Origin of the sequence: Stappia indica (assembly GCF_009789575.1) — a bacterium.
Classification (GTDB): Bacteria; Pseudomonadota; Alphaproteobacteria; order Rhizobiales; family Stappiaceae; genus Stappia; species Stappia indica_A.
In genome coordinates this window covers 1,862,853-1,880,202 of the sequence record NZ_CP046908.1, presented here as the reverse complement: position 1 = coordinate 1,880,202, position 17,350 = coordinate 1,862,853, and the positions used below count along the sequence as shown (strand labels likewise).

Annotated in this window: 14 protein-coding genes; 7 read left to right on the top strand and 7 right to left on the bottom strand. The window is 68.5% G+C overall.

Annotated elements, in window-relative coordinates; genetic code table 11:
• Positions 1-15 precede the first annotated feature (15 nt).
• Both GH266_RS08850 and GH266_RS08845 read left to right on the top strand, forming a co-directional pair.
• Positions 16-1,554, top strand: a complete 1,539-nt coding sequence (locus tag GH266_RS08850) for a phospholipase D-like domain-containing protein (protein ID WP_158193572.1) — start codon at positions 16-18, stop codon at positions 1,552-1,554.
• A gap of 10 nt (positions 1,555-1,564) precedes the next feature.
• Positions 1,565-2,302 carry an endonuclease/exonuclease/phosphatase family protein gene (locus GH266_RS08845; protein ID WP_158193571.1) on the top strand — a complete coding sequence of 246 codons (738 nt, stop codon included), beginning with the start codon at positions 1,565-1,567 and terminating at the stop codon, positions 2,300-2,302.
• A 107-nt stretch (positions 2,303-2,409) separates the two neighbouring features.
• Here GH266_RS08845 and GH266_RS08840 read toward each other — a convergent pair whose 3' ends face one another.
• A complete protein-coding gene (locus GH266_RS08840; protein ID WP_158193570.1) occupies positions 2,410-2,994 on the bottom strand; it encodes a BON domain-containing protein in 585 nt (194 codons plus the stop codon).
• Between the two features lie 260 nt (positions 2,995-3,254).
• Here GH266_RS08840 and GH266_RS08835 point away from each other — a divergent pair, with 260 nt between their 5' ends.
• Entirely contained in the window at positions 3,255-3,692 is a 438-nt protein-coding gene (locus tag GH266_RS08835; protein WP_158193569.1) for a CBS domain-containing protein, read from the top strand.
• A 93-nt stretch (positions 3,693-3,785) separates the two neighbouring features.
• On the opposite strand, the gene GH266_RS08830 is transcribed toward GH266_RS08835, so the two are convergent.
• Positions 3,786-4,757, bottom strand: a complete 972-nt coding sequence (locus GH266_RS08830) for an SDR family oxidoreductase (RefSeq protein ID WP_158193568.1) — start codon at positions 4,755-4,757, stop codon at positions 3,786-3,788.
• 305 nt (positions 4,758-5,062) lie between these two features.
• On the opposite strand from GH266_RS08830, the gene GH266_RS08825 reads away from it, so the two are divergent.
• Positions 5,063-6,706: a sensor histidine kinase gene (locus GH266_RS08825; RefSeq protein WP_199270485.1), complete on the top strand. Its 1,644-nt coding sequence runs from the start codon at positions 5,063-5,065 to the stop codon at positions 6,704-6,706.
• 120 nt (positions 6,707-6,826) lie between these two features.
• On the opposite strand, the gene GH266_RS08820 is transcribed toward GH266_RS08825, so the two are convergent.
• The 5 genes from GH266_RS08820 to GH266_RS08800 form a co-directional block, all read right to left on the bottom strand.
• Positions 6,827-7,018, bottom strand: coding sequence for an LPXTG cell wall anchor domain-containing protein (locus GH266_RS08820; protein WP_158193566.1), 192 nt, complete (start codon positions 7,016-7,018; stop codon positions 6,827-6,829).
• Positions 7,019-7,265: 247 nt separating this feature from the next.
• Positions 7,266-8,954: an ABC transporter permease subunit gene (locus tag GH266_RS08815; RefSeq protein ID WP_158193565.1), complete on the bottom strand. Its 1,689-nt coding sequence runs from the start codon at positions 8,952-8,954 to the stop codon at positions 7,266-7,268.
• Positions 8,951-10,009: a putative 2-aminoethylphosphonate ABC transporter ATP-binding protein gene (locus tag GH266_RS08810; RefSeq protein WP_158193564.1), complete on the bottom strand. Its 1,059-nt coding sequence runs from the start codon at positions 10,007-10,009 to the stop codon at positions 8,951-8,953. Before GH266_RS08810 ends, GH266_RS08815 begins: the two co-directional genes overlap by 4 nt.
• 217 nt (positions 10,010-10,226) lie before the next feature.
• Positions 10,227-11,234 carry an ABC transporter substrate-binding protein gene (locus tag GH266_RS08805; RefSeq protein WP_158193563.1) on the bottom strand — a complete coding sequence of 336 codons (1,008 nt, stop codon included), beginning with the start codon at positions 11,232-11,234 and terminating at the stop codon, positions 10,227-10,229.
• Between the two features lie 135 nt (positions 11,235-11,369).
• The gene (locus GH266_RS08800; RefSeq protein WP_158193562.1) at positions 11,370-12,149 is read right to left on the bottom strand and encodes a DeoR/GlpR family DNA-binding transcription regulator; all 780 of its coding nucleotides are present in this window, start codon (positions 12,147-12,149) and stop codon (positions 11,370-11,372) included.
• A gap of 323 nt (positions 12,150-12,472) precedes the next feature.
• Between GH266_RS08800 and GH266_RS08795 the strand changes: the two genes are divergently transcribed.
• The 3 genes from GH266_RS08795 to GH266_RS08785 are packed head-to-tail and all read left to right on the top strand — an operon-like array spanning position 12,473 to position 17,281.
• The gene (locus tag GH266_RS08795) at positions 12,473-13,828 is read left to right on the top strand and encodes an ABC transporter substrate-binding protein (RefSeq protein ID WP_158193561.1); all 1,356 of its coding nucleotides are present in this window, start codon (positions 12,473-12,475) and stop codon (positions 13,826-13,828) included.
• Between the two features lie 2 nt (positions 13,829-13,830).
• Positions 13,831-15,939, top strand: a complete 2,109-nt coding sequence (locus GH266_RS08790; protein ID WP_158193560.1) for an ATP-binding protein — start codon at positions 13,831-13,833, stop codon at positions 15,937-15,939.
• Complete coding sequence (locus tag GH266_RS08785) at positions 15,926-17,281, top strand: sigma-54-dependent transcriptional regulator (RefSeq protein WP_158193559.1); 1,356 nt, start codon at positions 15,926-15,928, stop codon at positions 17,279-17,281. Before GH266_RS08790 ends, GH266_RS08785 begins: the two co-directional genes overlap by 14 nt.
• Positions 17,282-17,350 lie beyond the last annotated feature (69 nt).

Genomic DNA, 17,350 nt, shown 5'->3' with positions numbered 1-17,350 from the left:
AGCAACGGCCCCCGGATGACACGCACAGACAGCTTTTCCGACCCTTCCCCGATCATCGATACCGACCGCAACGCCTGGCGGGTGGCGCGGGCCGACCGCCTCGCCTTCCTGGTGGACGGCGATGCCTATTACCGTCAGGTCGAGGCGGCCTTGATGCAGGCGCGCCGCTCCATCTGGATCGTCGGCTGGGACTTCGATCCCGACATCCGCCTGCAGCCGCAGAACGAGGGCGCGATGACGCTCGGCGAATTGCTGCGCTCGCGGGTCGAGGCGCTGCCGGATCTCGACATCCGCATTCTCGTGTGGGGCGAGGGACCGGTCTATTCGAGCGGCCGCATTCCGGTGCTGCAGGATACTGAGTGGTGCGAGCATCCGCGCATCGCGCTGCATTACGATTTCGAGCATCCCTTGCGCGCCTCCCATCACCAGAAGCTCGTGGTGATCGACGAGGAGCTCGCCTTCGTCGGCGGCATCGACCTGACCTCGCAGCGCTGGGACACGTCCGATCACCTTGCGCAGAACCCGCTGCGCTGCCGGCCGAACGGCGACCCCTACGGTCCCGTGCACGACATCCAGGTGGCGCTGTCGGGCGAGGGCGCGCGCGTCGTTGCCGATGTGGTGCGCCGGCGCTGGGGACGGGCGGTTCCGGACGCGCTTCCCTCCGCCGAGGCGCCGAACGAGAGCTGGCCAAACGAGAGCTGGCCAAACGAGAGCTGGCCGGAAGAGCTGGAGCCGCACCTCACCGGGTGCGACATCGCCATCGCCCTGGCCGAGGCCGGCGACAGCGACCACAAGCGGCGCACGGACCCGATCCAGCTCACGTGCGATGCCATCGATGCGGCGCGCGAGAGCATCTATATCGAGACCCAGTACCTCGTCTCGACCCGGGTGGTCCGGCATCTGACCGCGCGCCTGCGCGAGCCCGGCGGGCCGGAGGTGGTGATCCTCGTCACCCGCGACACGCGCGGCCTTCTGGAGCAGTGGACGATGGGCTATGGCCGCACGCTGGCGATCCGCCGGCTGATGCGGGCCAATGGCGAGGGCCGGCTGCGCATCGCCTATGCCGTGGTGCCGGACGGCGAGGGCGGCGAGCAGGAAGTGCTCATCCACGCCAAGCTGGTGATCGTCGACGACCGCTTCGTGCGCGTCGGTTCGTCGAACCTCAACAACCGGTCGGAAGGCTTCGACACGGAGTGCGACCTGGCGATCGAGGTTCAGGGCGAGGTCCAGAGCGAGGGGGAGGGCGAGGCCTGCCGGCAGGCGATCGTGCGCTTGCGCAACTCGCTGATGGCCGAGCATCTCGACGCCGACCCGGCCGCGGTCGAACAGGTGATCGCGCGCACCGGCTCGCTTGCCGCCGTCATCGACCAGCTCAACGTCAACGAACGCGGCCTGCGGCCCTACCGGGTCAATCCGCGCAAGCGCGCCGGCCTGCTGCATCTGGGCTCGGGCATCGTCGATCCGAAGCGGCGCTACTGGCCGCTGCAGCGCTTCCGCGAAGTCGGCAGCTTTGCCGCCTCGCGCCTGACCGGGATGTTGAAGGCGTGGTTTTAAGGCCGGCGCAGTGAGGTTCCTGTCCTACAATGTGCATGGCTGCGTCGGCGGCGACCGGCGTCTCGACCTTGCGCGCATCGTCGAGGTGATCGCCGAGGCGCAGCCGGATGTCGTCGCCCTGCAGGAACTCGATGTCGGCCGCTCGCGCAGCGGCGGCGTCGACCAGGCCGAGGAGATCGCCGCGGCGCTGGAGATGACCTCCGTCTTCCATCCCGCCATGCATATGGCGGAGGAAAAATACGGCGATGCCATCCTCACCTCGCTGCCGATGCGCGTGGTCAAGACCGGGCCGATCCCCTCGCGGGGCGAGCCGCGCGGCGCGATCTGGTGCGAGATCGAGCATGAGGGCCGCCCGCTCCACGTCTTCAACACGCATCTGGGCCTGTGGCGGGGCGAGCGGCTGGCGCAGGTGCGCACGCTGCTCGGGCCGGCCTGGCTCGGCCATCCGGAGTGCCGGGGGCAGGATGCGGTGCTGATGGGGGATTTCAACTCGGTGCCCTCCTCTCCCAGCTTCGCGCAGGTCGCCTCGGTGCTGGAGCTTGCCCGCCCCTCGGCCCGCCCCTCGGCCCGCACGAGAACCGGCCGGCTTGCCGGGCCGACCTTTCCCGCGCGCTTTCCCTTGCTGCGGCTCGATCACATCTTCCTGTCGAAGGGCCTGCGCTGCCTCGATTGCACGGCCCTGCGCACGCCGCTGGCACGCCTTGCCTCCGACCACCTGCCGCTGCTCGCCGTCCTCGACCGGAAATAGAGGCAAGGGGGCTGAAGCAGGCAGGGCGCCAAAGCGCCGGCGGCCGGCTCCCGCTCCCGTCTCCCGGGGAGGGGAGGAGACGGGAGAGAGGCCGGCCGCGGCATCCGTCATGCCAGGTCGCTTTGCGGCGGCACCGGATGCGGACGAACGCGCAGGTTGTTCTGCACATGGGTGACGCCGGAGACGGAGTCGACGCAGTCCTCGGCCCGCCGCTTGTCGTGGCGATGGTCGACCAGCCCGCTCAGCGTCACCTCGCGGTCGTTGACCTCGACCGAGATGTTGCTGGCGTCGAGATAGGGATCGTCGCTCAGCCGGTCGTGCACATCCTCGCTGATGCGCGCATCCGAGCGCTTGTAGCCGCGCGGCCCCTTGCCCCGGTGCTTGTCCATGTCGCGGCGATGCTCGGCGCTCTCGTCGCCGAACCAGGAGGCGACCTCGTCGCTGGCGCGGTCCCAGACGCCGCGCTCATCGCGGCCGCGCCGGGCATGGTGCTCCGGTCGGCCCGGCCCGCGCCACGGGTCGCCGCGCCGGTAGTCGTCGTAATCCTCGCCGTAATAGCCCGGATACTGGGGATAGAGACCTTCGCCGATCATCGGATAGGGCCCGTACAGCGCGCCGATGCCGGGATGGCGGCGGCGCCGGCGGCCCTCCCGCTCGTCCCGCCGAATGTCGTCGTCGTCGTGATACGGCATGCTTGCCTCCTTGCTCGGTCCGTTTCGGATCCTCTTCGCCGGATCCTCTTCACGGGGCACAACCGGCAGGAGGCGCGAATGTTCCAGGCGCTCTCGGGCGCTATCGGGCGATTTCGGCCGGGAACATTCCGGGTGCGGCCGCGGTTCGGGAGGTGCCGGGCCGCCGCGGGACACGAACCCACCTGCCGGGTCCGGCCTTTCCAGGTCTCGCTGCCCCTCGCGGCAGCGGTACCGCTGGCATCAGACACCGGGAGACCAACATGAAGATTTCTCAGATCATGACGCGGGACGTACAGATCGCGAGCCCCGACGACACGCTGGAAGCCATCGCCTCGCGCATGGCGGCAAGCGACATCGGCCTGCTTCCCGTCGGCGAGGGCGACACTCTGGTCGGCATGATCACCGACCGGGACATCGTCGTGCGCGGCGTCGCGCGGGGGCTGGACGGCTCGGCCCGCGTGCGGGACGTCATGTCGCGCGACGTGAAATACTGCCGCGAGGACGACGAGATCGAGGAGGTGGTGATGAACATGGGCGACATCCAGGTGCGCCGCCTCGTGGTGTTGAACGCCGACAAGCGGCTGGCAGGCGTCGTCTCGCTGGCCGATGCGGTGCAGCAGGACCAGGCCGTCACGGGCATCGGCTTCGGCAGGGTGGTGCGTCCCGGCGGGGCGCACAACCAGGCGGCGGCGAGCTGATCCGCCAGGTCCGGAACAGGCTTTCAACGCAGACGACGGGGCGGCTTCGGCCGCCCCGTTTCGCGTCTGTGCTGTGTGCTGCCTGTCCGCCCCTCAGCCGCCGACGACGGGCAGGATCTCGCCGGTGATGTAGCTGGAGCAGTGCGACGAGGCCAGGAAGACATAGGCCGGGGCCAGTTCCTCCGGCTGGCCCGGACGCTTCATCGGCACCGAGGCGCCGAACCGGGCGATCCTGTCGGCCGCCTGGTCGGACGGGTTGAGCGGCGTCCAGACCGGGCCGGGGGCGACCGCGTTCACCCGGATGCCGCGCGGCAGCAGTTGCTCGGCCAGCGACTTGGTGAAGGCGTGGATGCCGCCCTTGGTGATCGCGTAGTCGAGCAGCTGTCCCTTGCCCTCGAGCCCGACCACCGAGCCGGTGTTGATGATCGCCGCGCCGGCCTTCATGTGCGGCACCGCTTCCCGGCACATGTGGAACAGGCCGTGCAGGTTGGTCTCGATGGTCTCCGTGAAATGCTCCGTCGACAGATCCTCGATCGCATCGGCATGCACCTGGAAGGCGGCATTGTTGACCAGGACATCGAGCCGGCCGAACGTGTCGACGGTCTTGTCCACCAGCTGCGCGCAATAGGCGGGATCGCGCAGGTCGCCCCGGCTCATCAGGCAGCGGCGGCCCTCCTTCTCCACCATCTCGGCCGTGTCCTTGGCGTCCCTGTCTTCGCTCAGGTAGGAGATCACCACATCCGCACCTTCCCTGGCGAACAGGATGGCGACGGCGCGGCCGATGCCGGAATCCCCGCCGGTGATGATCGCCACCTTGTCGGCGAGCTTGCGCGAGCCTTCGTAATAGGGGGCATCGCACATCGGCGGGGGATCGAGCGCCCATTCGGCGCCGGGCTTGGGCTGGTGCTGCTCGGGCAGCGGCGGCTCGGGATAGAGCCTGGCGCCGGCCTGCATGGCGCCGCTCTTTGCGTGCGCCGGGCTGCCGCCCTTGTCTATCTCGTCCTGGATCCTGCGCTGGTGTCCGGCGGTCGCCTCGGTCGTGGTCTTGCGGTTGGGTGTCGCCATTTCGTGCTCCTGCGGCTGGGTTTCGACCCTCTCGAACCGCGCGGCGCCGGCCGATGTTCCTTTGTTCACAGCTTCGCAAAAATGGCGTTATGGCCAAGCCCGCAATTTGATAGTACGTTTTGCAACGGATCGGGGGGTAAACGTCTAGCCGGAAAGGGGTGGTGTCTGTCGGGCCGTGCGTGGGGGCATGTGCGGACGTGGGGCGGCACCGGACACGTTTGCGCAAACTCTTTTCTGCGTTCTCGCTTACGCCGGCAACGGCGTCCATAACGTCGTATCTGACGTTGCTCGCGGCCGCCATCGCCGTGCCCTTGATCGCGTTCGCGACCTTTCTCTTCGTGGAGATCGAGGCGAACGAGCGAAAGGAGCTGCGCGAACGGGCGACCACGGATGCACGCGCGCTCGGGCGCATCGTCGAGCGACATCTCACCGACATGACGTCGACGCTGCGGCTGCTGGCGGTCTTTCCGGAACTGGAGGACGGCGACCTTCGGGGCTTCCAGAACCGGACGCAGCACATCCTGTCGTCGCATTCCATGTATCTCATCCTGATGGACGAGACCGGGCAGCAGCTGCTCAACACCCGTGTGCCCTACGGCACGCCGCTCGGCCCCACATCGAACAAGGATGCGCTGCAAGCGGCCCTTTCGAGCGGCAAGACCACCGTCTCCGACATCTTCTTCGGCAAGACCGGGGGAGAGTGGGTGTTCAACGTCACCATGCCGCTGCCCGAGAACCTGCGCGATGTCGGCGCCGCCCTCGTCCTGACCCAGGGCACCGACCAGGTCCAGGCCGTGCTGTCGCGCGAGATGATCCCGCCCGGCTGGAGCGCCGCCGTCATCGACCAGACCGACATGGTCATCGCCTCCAGCGGGGCCAGCGGCCTGCCTACCGCGACCGCCTTTCCCGCCGATCCGCACAACGGCTTCAGCCGGCACAGCGATGCGGTGGAGTTCGAGCATGGCGGCGAGGCGATGGTGAGCGGCTACGCCCGGCTGCCCAGCTTTCCCTGGGTGGTGGTCGTGTCGGGGCCGGTCGCCTCGGTGCAGTCGTCGGTCGTCACCTGGAAGCTGCTGATCTTCGGCAGCATCGCCTTCATCGCCATGAGCATGCTGCTGGCCTATCTGGTGGCCCGCCAGCTCAGCCGGTCCGTGCGGCAGCTGTCGCGGATGGCCGAGCGGATGGGGCGCGGCGAGGTCGTCGCGCCGCTGGAGACGCGGGTGCTGGAGGTGAACCAGATCGCCGTTGCGCTGTGCAACGCCTCCTTCGACCGGAGCGAAGCGGAAAACCGCGTCCATCTGCTGCTGCGCGAGCTGGTCCATCGCACCAAGAACGTGCTGACCCTGGTGCAGGCGATCCTGCGGCAGATCGCGCGCCAGTCCGCCACCAAGGAAGAGTTCCAGGAGGCAGCGGACAGCCGGCTGCAGGGCCTTGCCCAGTCCGTCGAGCTGCTGGCCCAGGAAAACTGGTACGGCGTGTCGATGCACAGCCTGATCGACCAGCATCTGACGACCGTCGGCGTGTCGCTCAACCAGCGGGCAATCGACGGCGAGGATTTCGTCCTCGGGGTCAGCGCGGTGCAGAATCTCGGTCTCGTGCTGCACGAGCTTGCCACCAATTCCATCAAGTACGGTGCGCTGCAGAGCCCGCTCGGATGCATCCGCATCTCCTGGACGAGCGCCGACGACCGGCGGGACGAGCCGGGTGTGCTGCTGGAGTGGAAGGAAGAGGGCGGGCCGCCCGTCACGCCGCCCGAACGGAGCGGCTTCGGCTCGGTGATCATCGAGCGGCATGCGGCGGCGGCCTTCTCGGCCAGCGTGACGCTGGAGTATCGGCCGGACGGGCTCTACTGGTCGCTGCATGCGCCCTGGTCGGCGCTGCGCAAGGACGGCAGCTCGAACCCGCTCGACGCGGTTTCGGAGAACCTCACCTACAAGGCTGCCGAATAGCGGACAGCGCGACTTGTCCCCCACTTGTCCCCCCCCACTTGTCCCCCCACTTGTCCACGGGGGGCGGCGGCATTTGTCCCTGCGTAAGGGGCAGCGGCGGATGGGCCCTGCCGCCTGTCGTCAGTATTCCGGCGGGTGGGTGCGGTCGCCCTCGGTCGCGTCCTTCCGGTACAGCTCCTTCGTCGCCTCCTCGCCGCGCGGGCGCTCGGCCGGCTCGGCCCGCTTTCTCCGGCGCATCAGCACGTAGAAGAAGAACAGGGCCAGGATCACGGGCCCCCCGAGGACAACAAGCAGCCAGAGGTTTTCGGCCATGTCGGAACTCCTGTGGTTGAACGGTCCTAACCGGCCGGGCACCACGAGGTTCCGTCATTTTCTCCGGCGACCTGCCGGGGACGGGGAGATTGCGACGCCTTTCTCGAAATGCGGCGGTTTCGGCGCGCAATTTTGCAAAATCCGTCTCGAAATTTCTCAATTTTCCGAGTGCGGGGACAAGCCGCGCCGCCTGCGCGGAGGCAAGGAGCCAAGTCCTTGCATCCATTCGCATTTTCGCGCGCCCGCCCTAGCGGATCAGGGTGACGTTCTTGGCGCCGGCCAGCCACAGGATGGCGCGCACGACCAGAAGGCATCCGATCACGATGGCCATGATGCAGACCGAGAAGGCCGCCGCCTGGTTCACCGCGCCGCGGTCGGAGAGCTGCAGCACCGAGACGGCGGCGAGCTGCGTCGACGGCGTCACCAGGAAGATAACTGCCGAGAGCGAGACCATCGTGCGCATGAAATAGAACACGCCGACGCCGAGCAGCGTCGGCCACAGAAGCGGCAGCGTCACCTTGCGCAAGGTGGTCAGCGTGCTGCCGCCGAGCGTCGTCGAGGCCTCGTCGAAGACCGGGCCTATCTGCTTGAGACTGGTCGAGGAAATGAGGAAAGCGTGGGCGTGGTTGTAATAGACGCTGAGGATAACGATCAGCGTGAAGCTGCCATAGAGCACGTTCAGCGGGTTGGCCGGCTCGTTGAAGGTCAGCACGTAGCCGAGGCCCAGGACCATGCCGGGAACGGCCGCCGGCAGGATCGCCAGCAGCGACAGCGGACCGGTGAGAGGGTTCTTGAACTTCTGCACCACGATGGCGGTGAGGCCGGTGATCGCGACGCCGAGGATGGCGGTGGCGAGCGAGACGCCGACGCTGTTCCACAGCGGCGCCGTGCCGTTCTGGACGTCGAACTCGTAGTGCTTCAGCGTGAAGCTCATGTTGTAGGGCCACAGCCGCACGAAGCTCGCCACCACGACGATGACAAGGACGCTGAGGATCAGCGACACGACCGCGTAGGCATAGAGCGAGAAGGCGATGTCGCGGCCGCGGGACGGCTTTGTTTCCAAGGGCTTGGACTGGGCGGTGACCAGCGCGTGCTGGCGGCTGGAGATGCGCTTCTCGATCAGCTTGGCGAGGATAGCCGGCACCAGGAGGACGATGCCGATCACCGCGCCGAGACCGAATTGCGCCTGTCCGATCACCTGGTTGTAGACCTCGGTGGCGAGGACGCTGAAGTCGCCGCCGATCACCATCGGGTTGCCGAAATCGGTCATCACCAGGGTGAAGACGACGAAGATCGCCGCCGCCAGACCGAAGCGGGTGGCCGGCAGCGTCACGTCCCGGAAGATGCGCGCCGGCCCCGCGCCGAGCGTCTCGGCGCTCTCGTAGATCCGCGCATCGGCCACCGCCAGCGCCGCGGACAGGATCAGGTAGGCATAGGGAAAGGCGTAGAGCGCATTGGCGATTGCCGTGCCCCAAAAGCCATAGATATCAATGTCGAAGCCGAGGAAACGGTTGAACACGCCGTTGCGGCCGAGCAGGAGGATAAGCCCCTGCGCCTGCACCAGCGAGGGGGCGAAGAGCGGCGTCAGCACGGCGATCCGCAGGAACGGCTTGAAGGGGATCGATGCCCGCTGCAGGGCATAAGCGTAGAAATAGGCAAGGCCGACGGCGGCCAGCGTCGCGGTCAGCGACATGGCGATGCTGTTGCCGACCAGCCGCCAGAAGCGCTCCGCGCCGAAGGTCTCGGTAAAGTTGCCGATGCCGAAGCCCGTCGGCGTCTCGAAACCGCGCAGCAGGATGCCGGTCAGCGGCAGCAGCAGGAACAGCAGGATCGGGATCGCCGCAAGGACCGACAGGCCCATGGTGATCGAGCGATCGCTGGCCCAGCCGGCGGTCCTGCCGACCGACTGCGATCCGCGTTCGACTGTTGCGCTCATGACAGCACCCGCAGCGCGTCGGCGGGGAGAGAGACGGCCAGCCGCGCGCCGGCTTCCGGGATGGCGGCGGTGCCGTGCAGCTCGGCGACAATGGCGGTTTCCGGCCGGTTTTCCGGCGTGAGCTCGATGCGGGTGATGTTGCCGAGGAAGGAGACGGAGCGCACGTCTGCCGCGAGGATATTGCGGCCGGAGGCGCCCGCCTCCTGCAGGGCGACGGCCTCCGGACGGATGCCGAGCGCGGCTGCCGCCGAGGGCCTTGCGCTGCCGTTGGCATGCGTTGCAACTTCCAGCGGGATGCCGCCGAAGCTGAACCCGCCGGCCGTTTCGGGATCGAGCGGCAGCACGTTCATGCGGCCGATGAAGTCGGCGACGAAGGCGGTGGCCGGCTCGCGGTAGAGCTGTTGCGGCGTGCCGATCTGCTCGATCCGGCCCTTGCTCATGACGACGATCAGGTCGGCCATGGCCAGCGCCTCCTCCTGGTCGTGGGTGACCATGATGGTGGTGATGCCGAGGCGTTTCTGCACCGCGCGAATCTCGATGCGCAGTTCCTCGCGAACCTTGGCGTCGAGCGCCGACAGCGGCTCGTCGAGCAGCAGCGCGGACGGGTCGGGCGCTAGCGCCCTTGCCAGCGCGATGCGCTGCTGCTGGCCGCCGGACATCTGTGCGGGCAGCTTCTCGGCCTGGTCGGCGAGATGCACGAGATCGAGCATCTCCTTGATTCTGGACTGCATTCTCGCCTTGTCCCAGCGCCGGCATTCCAGCCCGTAGCCGACGTTTCGGGCCGCCGTCATGTTGGGAAACAGCGAGTAGGACTGGAACACGACGCCGAAATTGCGGTTCCGCGCGGGGATCGCGGACAGGTCCGAATCGCCGAGGCGAATGCTGCCGCCATCGGCCTCTTCCAGCCCGGCGATGACGCGCAGCAAGGTGGTCTTGCCGCAGCCCGAAGGGCCGAGGAAGCAGACGAAGGAGCCCTGGGCCACCTCCAGCGAGACATGGTCGAGCGCGGTCAGCTTGCCGAAGCGCTTGACGAGATCGTGGATCGAAAGGTCCATGGGGCTTTCCCTGCGGGCGCGATTTTTCAAAAGGATGGCGGCGAAGCAAGGCTTGCACGGGCGCGCAAGCCTGCACCGCCCGAAGGCGGCGGCCGGCACCCTCCCGCAAGGGGGCGGCGCCGGCAGCATCGTCTCGCGAGGCGGGGCTCGCCCGGCGGTCCCGCGTCATGCGCAAGACCGCCGGAATGCCCCCTACGAGTTCAGGCTCAAGCCGTTCTCAACGCTCGTATTTTTCCTGCCAGGTCTGGATGATCCGGGCGCGCTCCTCGGCCGCGGCCTTGAAGTCGACCGGGAACAGGACCTTCGACACGTCGTCCGGCAGGCCGGCAGAGGTGAAGCGCTCGGGCATCTTGCCGCCCGGCACGGTGACGATGGCCTTCCAGTCGTAATAGACGTTGGCGGCCTGCTCGCTCAAGGTCCAGTCGAGGAAGCGCTTGGCGGCGTCCTTGTTCTTGGAGGCGGCGACCAGCGCGTTGGCCTCCATCTCGTTGCCTGCCCCTTCGGAGGGGACCACGAGCGTGATCGGATAGCCTTCCTCGATGTTCTTGACCGCGCGCAGGCCGAACGACGCGCCGACGGTGTACTCGCCGGCGGACGCGGCGTTGCAGGGCCGCGAGCCCGACTTGATGTACTGGGCGACGTTCTTGTCCAGCTTGTCGAGGAATTCCCAGCCCTTCTCCTCGCCCATCAGCTGCAGCAGCGAGTTGATCTGGATGTAGCCGGTGCCGGAGCTGGCCGGGTTGGGCATCACCACCTCGTCCTTGAAGGACGGGTCGGTCAGGTCGGCCCAGGAGGTGGGCATCTTCAGGCCCTTGTCCTTCAGCCGCTCGTTGTTGACGCAGAGCGCGGCCATGTAGCCGGTGACGGCGAACCACTTGCCGTCCGCATCGCGGAAACGCTCGGGAACCTGGTCGATGCCGGCCGGCTTGTAGGCTTCCAGACCCTCGAGGATCTGCGGATTGACCATCGAGGTCACGGCAAAGCCCCACAGCACGTCGTGCTGGGGATTCGCCTTTTCGGCGATGATGCGCGCCGCCAGATCGCCGGTCGACAGGCGCAGCATGTTCACCTCGAGATCGGGAAGCGCCTTCTTCGCCTCCTCGAGGAAGGCCGCGGCCTCGTCCTCTTCATAGGACGTGTAGACCGTGATCGTGTCGGCCATTGCCGTGCCCGACAGCATCATCGCTGCGAGGGCGGCCAGTGCGGACCGCTTTGTCAGGTGCATCTCGGTTCTCCTCTGTTCGAAAGACAACATTTTTCTTTTTGCGACATTTAATGCGCAAATGGCGCGGCTTCACAACAGTCTAAATGAAACTTTCGAGATTTTTTAGCCGCCGAACGGATTTCCGGCGACGTGCGGTCACGCAATGTGCAGCCTGACCTGAGATGAGGCAAGGATCTGCTGCAGTGCACCTTGGGGAGCCGCATCGGTGACGAGGTCGGAAACCTCGGTCACCGGCCCCAGATGCACGAGGGCAGTGCGGCAGAACTTGCTGGAATCGCTGGCAAGCAGCGTCGAGCGGGCCTGGCCGATGGCGGCGCGCACGATGGAGACTTCGTTCTGGTCGTCGTCGCCCATGCCGCCGTCCTCGGCAATGCCGCTGACGGCGATGATCGCCACGTCGAAGCGGAACCGGCGAATGAAATCGGCGATGTCCTCGCCCCTGACGCTGCCGGCGACGTTCTGGACGAAGCCGCCGGGTACGGCGACGGTGAAGTCCGTCCGGTCGATCAGGGTGACCGCGGCGCGCAGGCCATAGGTGACGACCCGCAGTCCGGTGCGCTCGCACAGGGCCTCGGCAACCGCCTCGCAGGTCGAGCCGGTGTCGAGGAAGACCGAGGCTCCGTCCGGCACCAGTTCGGCAACCCGCCGCGCGATGCGGCGCTTGGCGCTGGCGCGCTCGACCCGCCGCTGGCGGTAGGTGTGGGCGTCGATGGGGCTCGCCAGCGCGACGCCGCCGTGGTGGCGCCGAACGCGGCCGGTTTGCGCCAGTTCGCCGATGTCGCGACGGATCGTCTGCGAGGTGACGGCGAAGCGCTGGGTCAGTTCCTCGACCGAGGCATAGCCGGATTTCTCCAGGAAGCTCATGACCTGCTGCTGACGCAGGGTCTTCTTCTTGGGGTTTTCGTCCGTCCGCATCCGCCGTGTCTCTTGCCGCCCCGTGGTCTTTGAAGCTCTTCAGCTTCCGCTGTTTTGTTCGAAATCGAACATTTCATGCCTGCAAATAGGGGCATGGTCCGGCCGTCAAGGCAAGCCTGCGCAGAAATTCCGATGTCAGAAGCGCGGGCGCACGCCTTGAAGAGCCGGCTTCCTTGTGGCCAAATGCCGCAATCGTGATCACCGTGACCGGTCTTGCGGACGCTGCGGAGGAGCAGCGCGCCGGGCCGGGCACAGGAAAGACAATGACACTCTCACGTCTTGCAGTCCGGTCCGCCCCGGGAGGAGGGGGCGGCCGCCCGTGGATGATCGTCGCCGGACTCGTTGCCGGACTGGCGGTGTTCGCCCTTGCTCTGCTGCCCAGCCCTCTCGTCGCGCAGGATGCCGGCGCGCCCGGCGACAGTCCGGACACACCGCCGATCATCGTGTTGACCTCCTATCCCGAACCGTTCGCCCAGGCGGTGGCAGTCGCCTATTCGCGCGTCCATCCGGGCGAGGAGCTGCGCTTCCTGCACAAGTCGACCCACGCGATCATCGAGCATGTGACGAGCGAGCGCCTGCCGCGCGCCGATGTGGTGTGGATGAGCTCGCCGATCGGCATTGCCGAGCTGGCGCGGGGGAGGCTGCTGTCGCCGCCCGTCCCTGCAGGCGGTGCTGCGGGAGGCGCGGCGCCGCCGTCCGCCCCGCGCCTGCATGCCTTCGCCTATTCGCAGTTCGGCATCATGTGGCGGCCGGATCTCCTCCGCGCCAAGGGGCTGCCCGCGCCCACCGGCCTCGCCTCGCTGCTGGCGCCGGACTATGCCGGGATGGTCGCCATGTCGGCGCCGGCGCGCTCGGGCACCACGCTGCTTTTCGTCGAGCTGGTGCTGCAATCGCTCGGCTGGGAGGAGGGCTGGGCCTATCTGCAGCAGCTGGCCGGCAACCTGGCGACGGTGACGGCGCGCTCCTTCGGCGTGCCGGAGGGGTTGGCGCATGGCCGGTTTCCGGTCGGCATCGGTGTCGGCTTCCTTGCCCGCACGCAGCAGACCAATGGCGAGCCGCTGGCCTTTCTCGCCGTGCCCGAGGACGTGATGCTGCCGGCCGGCGTTGCCGCGCTCAGTACCGCCCGTCACGCGCAAGGCGCGCGCCGCTTCGCCGCCTTCCTGCAAGGGGAGGCGGGACAGGCGCTGCTGGCCGAGCCGCAGGTGGCGCGCATTCCGCTGGCCGAGGCGCGGCAGGCAACGCCCTTCGAGGAGCGGTTCGACTATCTGCTCGCCTCCACCCGGCGGGACGTCGTGGTGGCGCTGTTCGACCAGCTGGTGACCTATCAGCTCGACGAGCACCGGCGGTTCTGGCGTCGCTGGCGGGAGGTCGGGGCGATGGTTCCGGGCGAGGGCCAGGGCGAGGGCGATGCGGCGCGTCAGGCCCGCGCCCTGCTCGACCGGGCCTATCGCCGGGCGACCGGCGTGCCCGTGCGCGCCTTCATGGCGCATGATCCGGCCTTGGTGCGGGTGTTCTCGCCCGGTGGCCCGGAACGGCTGGAAAACCGCGCCTTTCGCGAGCGGCTGATGGAAAGCTGGCACCGGGAGACGCGCGAGCGGCTGGCCGAGGCCGGCGCGCTGGTCGAGCAGGCCCAGCGACGCATGGCGGCAGCCCTCGTCGTTCCTTCGGAAGTCCGGTGACGATGGCCATGCAGGACGGTGGGCAGGACGGCGTTTCCTCGCGGCGGGAGCGGCTGCACTCCTTCATCGGCTTCCGTCTCATCGCGGCGCTGGCGATCATCGCGACGGTCGGCATCGGCACGGCGGCGCTGTCGGTCTACGTCTTTTCCAGCTATGGCGAGACGGTGAGCGATCTGGTCGCCATCGAAAGCGGGCGGCAGGCGGACATCTCGCGCTTCGCCGAGGTGGCGACCGGCATTCGCGCCGACATGCCGCGCCTCGTTTTCGCGCGCGGTACGGAGACACGGCAGGAAAGCCGTGCGCGGCTGGAGGCGGCCGTCGGCAGCCTTGCCGAGTTGCTGGAGCGCATCGGCCGGACGCTCGACGACGATCTTCCCGGCAGCGCCGGTGCGACCGCCGACCTGCCGCAGGCGCTCGCCGGCGACATCGCCCGGATCGATGCGAACGTCGCCCGGCATCTGGAGATCCGCCAGCAGGTCGACGGGCTGGTCGTGCGCCTCAACCGGCTGCATGACGAGGCCTTGCGCGAGATCGAGCCGCTGACCGTCGATACGGATTTCAACATCCGCGTTGCGCTCGACGCGCTGGAGGGGGCGGCTCCGGCGGCGCAAGGGGCAGCGCCCCGCACGGAGCTGCTGCAAGGCGAGCTGCGTTTCGCCGAGACGCTGTGGGACGCCCATGCCCATGTGAACCTGTTGATCGGCAAGCTGCTTCGCGTTGCCCAGGCGCAGGACCGCGACGTGATCGAACTGCTGCGCCAGGACGTCGGCGAGGCGGTGGCCGGCACCGGCGACATGGTCTCGCTGCTGGCGCAGGCGGCAAGCACGGTAACCCTGCGCCAGGCGCTGGCGGATATCGCAAGGCTCGGCGCGCCGGGGGGCGAGCTGTTCGACCTGAAGCTCAGCGAGGCGGCGCTGGCGGGCGAAAGCGCGGTGATCGTCGACGAGGCGGGCGACAAGCTCGACCGGCTGTCGCGCCTGGTCAGCGGGGCGGTCGCCTCTGCCGGCCGGCGTTCGGTCGCGGCGGCGGCCTCGGCCCGCGATGCGCTGGGGCGCGGCACGGTGCTGCTGCTCGGCCTCGGCGGCTCGCTCGCCGTGGTGGCGCTGGTCGTCGGCTGGCTGACGGTCGGCCGGCAGTTCATCCCGCGCCTGTCCAGCCTGCTGAAATCCATGCGCAGCATTGCGGAAGGGCAGCTCGACGCGCCGGTCAACGTCACCGGGCGGGACGAGATGGGCCAGCTCGCCGATGCGCTGCGCACGCTGCAGGGGCGCAGCCAGCTGGCCCGGCGGCGGCGGCTGGAACTGGTGGAGATCAACGAGCGGCTCACCCACGAGATCGGCGAGCGCCGGCAGGTGGAGGCCAAGCTGCTGGAAACCCAGGAGGAGCTGGTCCAGGCCGGCAAGATGGCCGCGCTCGGCCAGCTGTCGGCAGGGATCGCCCACGAGTTCAACCAGCCGCTCGCGGCCATGCGCTCCTACCTGCACAATGCCCGGCGCTATCTCGACCAGGCCAACAGCGAGAAGGTGCGGGAGAAGCTGGAGCAGGTCTCGGGCCTGGTGCTGCGGCTGGCCGATACGTCCAACCACCTCAAGACGCTTGCCCGCCGGCGCACCCGCGAGGCGGCGAGCTGCGATCCGGTGCCCATCGCGCTCAGGGCAGCGGAGCTGTTCCGCCTGCAGCCCGGCGCGGCGCGCATCGCCTTCGACCTGCCGCAGGATACCGGCGGCCCCCTGGTGCGGGCCGATGCCAACCGGCTGGAACAGGTGCTGATCAACCTGATCGGCAATGCGGTCGACGCGGTCGAGGACTGCGAGGCGCCGCGGGTCGCCGTCTGCGTGCGCGCGGCCGGAGAGAGGGCGGTGATCGAGGTCGCGGACAACGGCTGCGGCATCTCCGAAGATGTGCTCGACAAGGTGTTCGACCCGTTCTTCACCACCAAGGGGCCGGGACGAGGGCTTGGTCTCGGCCTGTCGATCACCTACAACATCGTCCGCGATTTCGACGGCAGCCTGCGCCTTGCCCCTGCGACGGGCGGCGGCACGCGCGCCATCCTGGAATTGCACCTGGCGGATGACGAGGAGGCACGAGGCGCGGCGCATGGCGGGGTCTAGGGCAAGTGGCGGCACGGTCGTGCTGGTGGACGACGATCCGGCCGTGCTGGAGGCCATGCGCGAGACCCTGATGCTGGAGGGCTACGCGGTGCGGGCCCATGGCGAGCCGCTGGCGGCGCTTGCCGGGCTCGACAGCCGGTTTGCCGGCGTCGTCGTCTCGGACCTGCGCATGCCGGAGATGGACGGGCTGGAGCTGATGGCGCGGGTGCATGGCATCGACCCGGCGATCCCCGTCATCCTGGTGACCGGCCATGGCGACGTGCCGCGCGCCGTGGAGGCGATGCGCTCGGGCGCCTTCGATTTCCTGGAAAAGCCGGCCGATCCCGACTACCTGATCGCGCTCGCCGCCAATGCGTTGCGGCTGCGGGCGCTGGAACTCGACAACCGGCGCCTGCGCGGCGAGCGGGACGCGGACCGCGAGATCTCCGGCGTTCTGATCGGCATCTCGCGGGCGATGGCGCTCTTGCGCGACGAGGTGCTGGCGGTGGCCGCGGCCGATGTCGACACGCTGATCCACGGCGAGACGGGCACCGGCAAGGAGCTGGTGGCGCGGTGCCTGCACCGCTTCAGCCCGCGCGGGCAGGGCCAGTTCGTCGCGATCAACTGCGGCGCGCTCCCGGAGAACCTCATCGCCAGCGAGCTGTTCGGCCACGAGGCCGGCGCCTTCACCGGCGCGGTGAAGCGGCGCATCGGCCGGTTCGAGCATGCCTCCGGCGGTACGCTGTTCCTCGACGAGATCGAGAGCATGCCGCTGCACCTGCAGACCCAGCTGCTGCGCGCGCTGCAGGAGCGGGCCATCGAGCGGGTCGGCAGCAACGAGCCGGTGCCCATCGACGTCAAGGTGGTGGCGGCGACCAAGGTCGACCTGCGCGAGGCGGCGGACGCGGGCACATTCCGCGAGGACCTGTTCTACCGCCTCAACATGGCGGAGATCCGCATCCCGAGCCTGCGCGAGCGGGCGGAGGACATTCCCGTTCTCTTCCGCCATTTCGCCGGCGAGGCGGCGGCCGCGCGCCAGCGCGAATGTCCGGCAATCGCGCCGGCGGTGATGGCCGGGCTGATCGGCGAGCGCTGGCGGGGCAATGTGCGCGAGCTGCGCAACCGGGCCGAACGGCTGGCGCTGGGCCTGGGGTCCCGCCAGCCGTCAGGTGGGAGCGGGGCGGCGGCAAGCCTGCCGGAGCGGCTCTACAGTTTCGAGGAAGCGGCGATCCGCGAGGCCATCGAGGCCTCGTCCGGCAACCTGTCGGCAGCCGCCCGCCAGCTCGGCATCCCGCGCAAGAAGCTCTATCTCCGGATGGAAAAGCTCGGCATCGAACTGCCCGAGCGCGGCACCGCTGAGTGAGTCGATTTCGACTCACTCCGAACCGGCGACCTGAGTCATTTCCGCAACAGGTGCGCCGGGCGCCGCCTG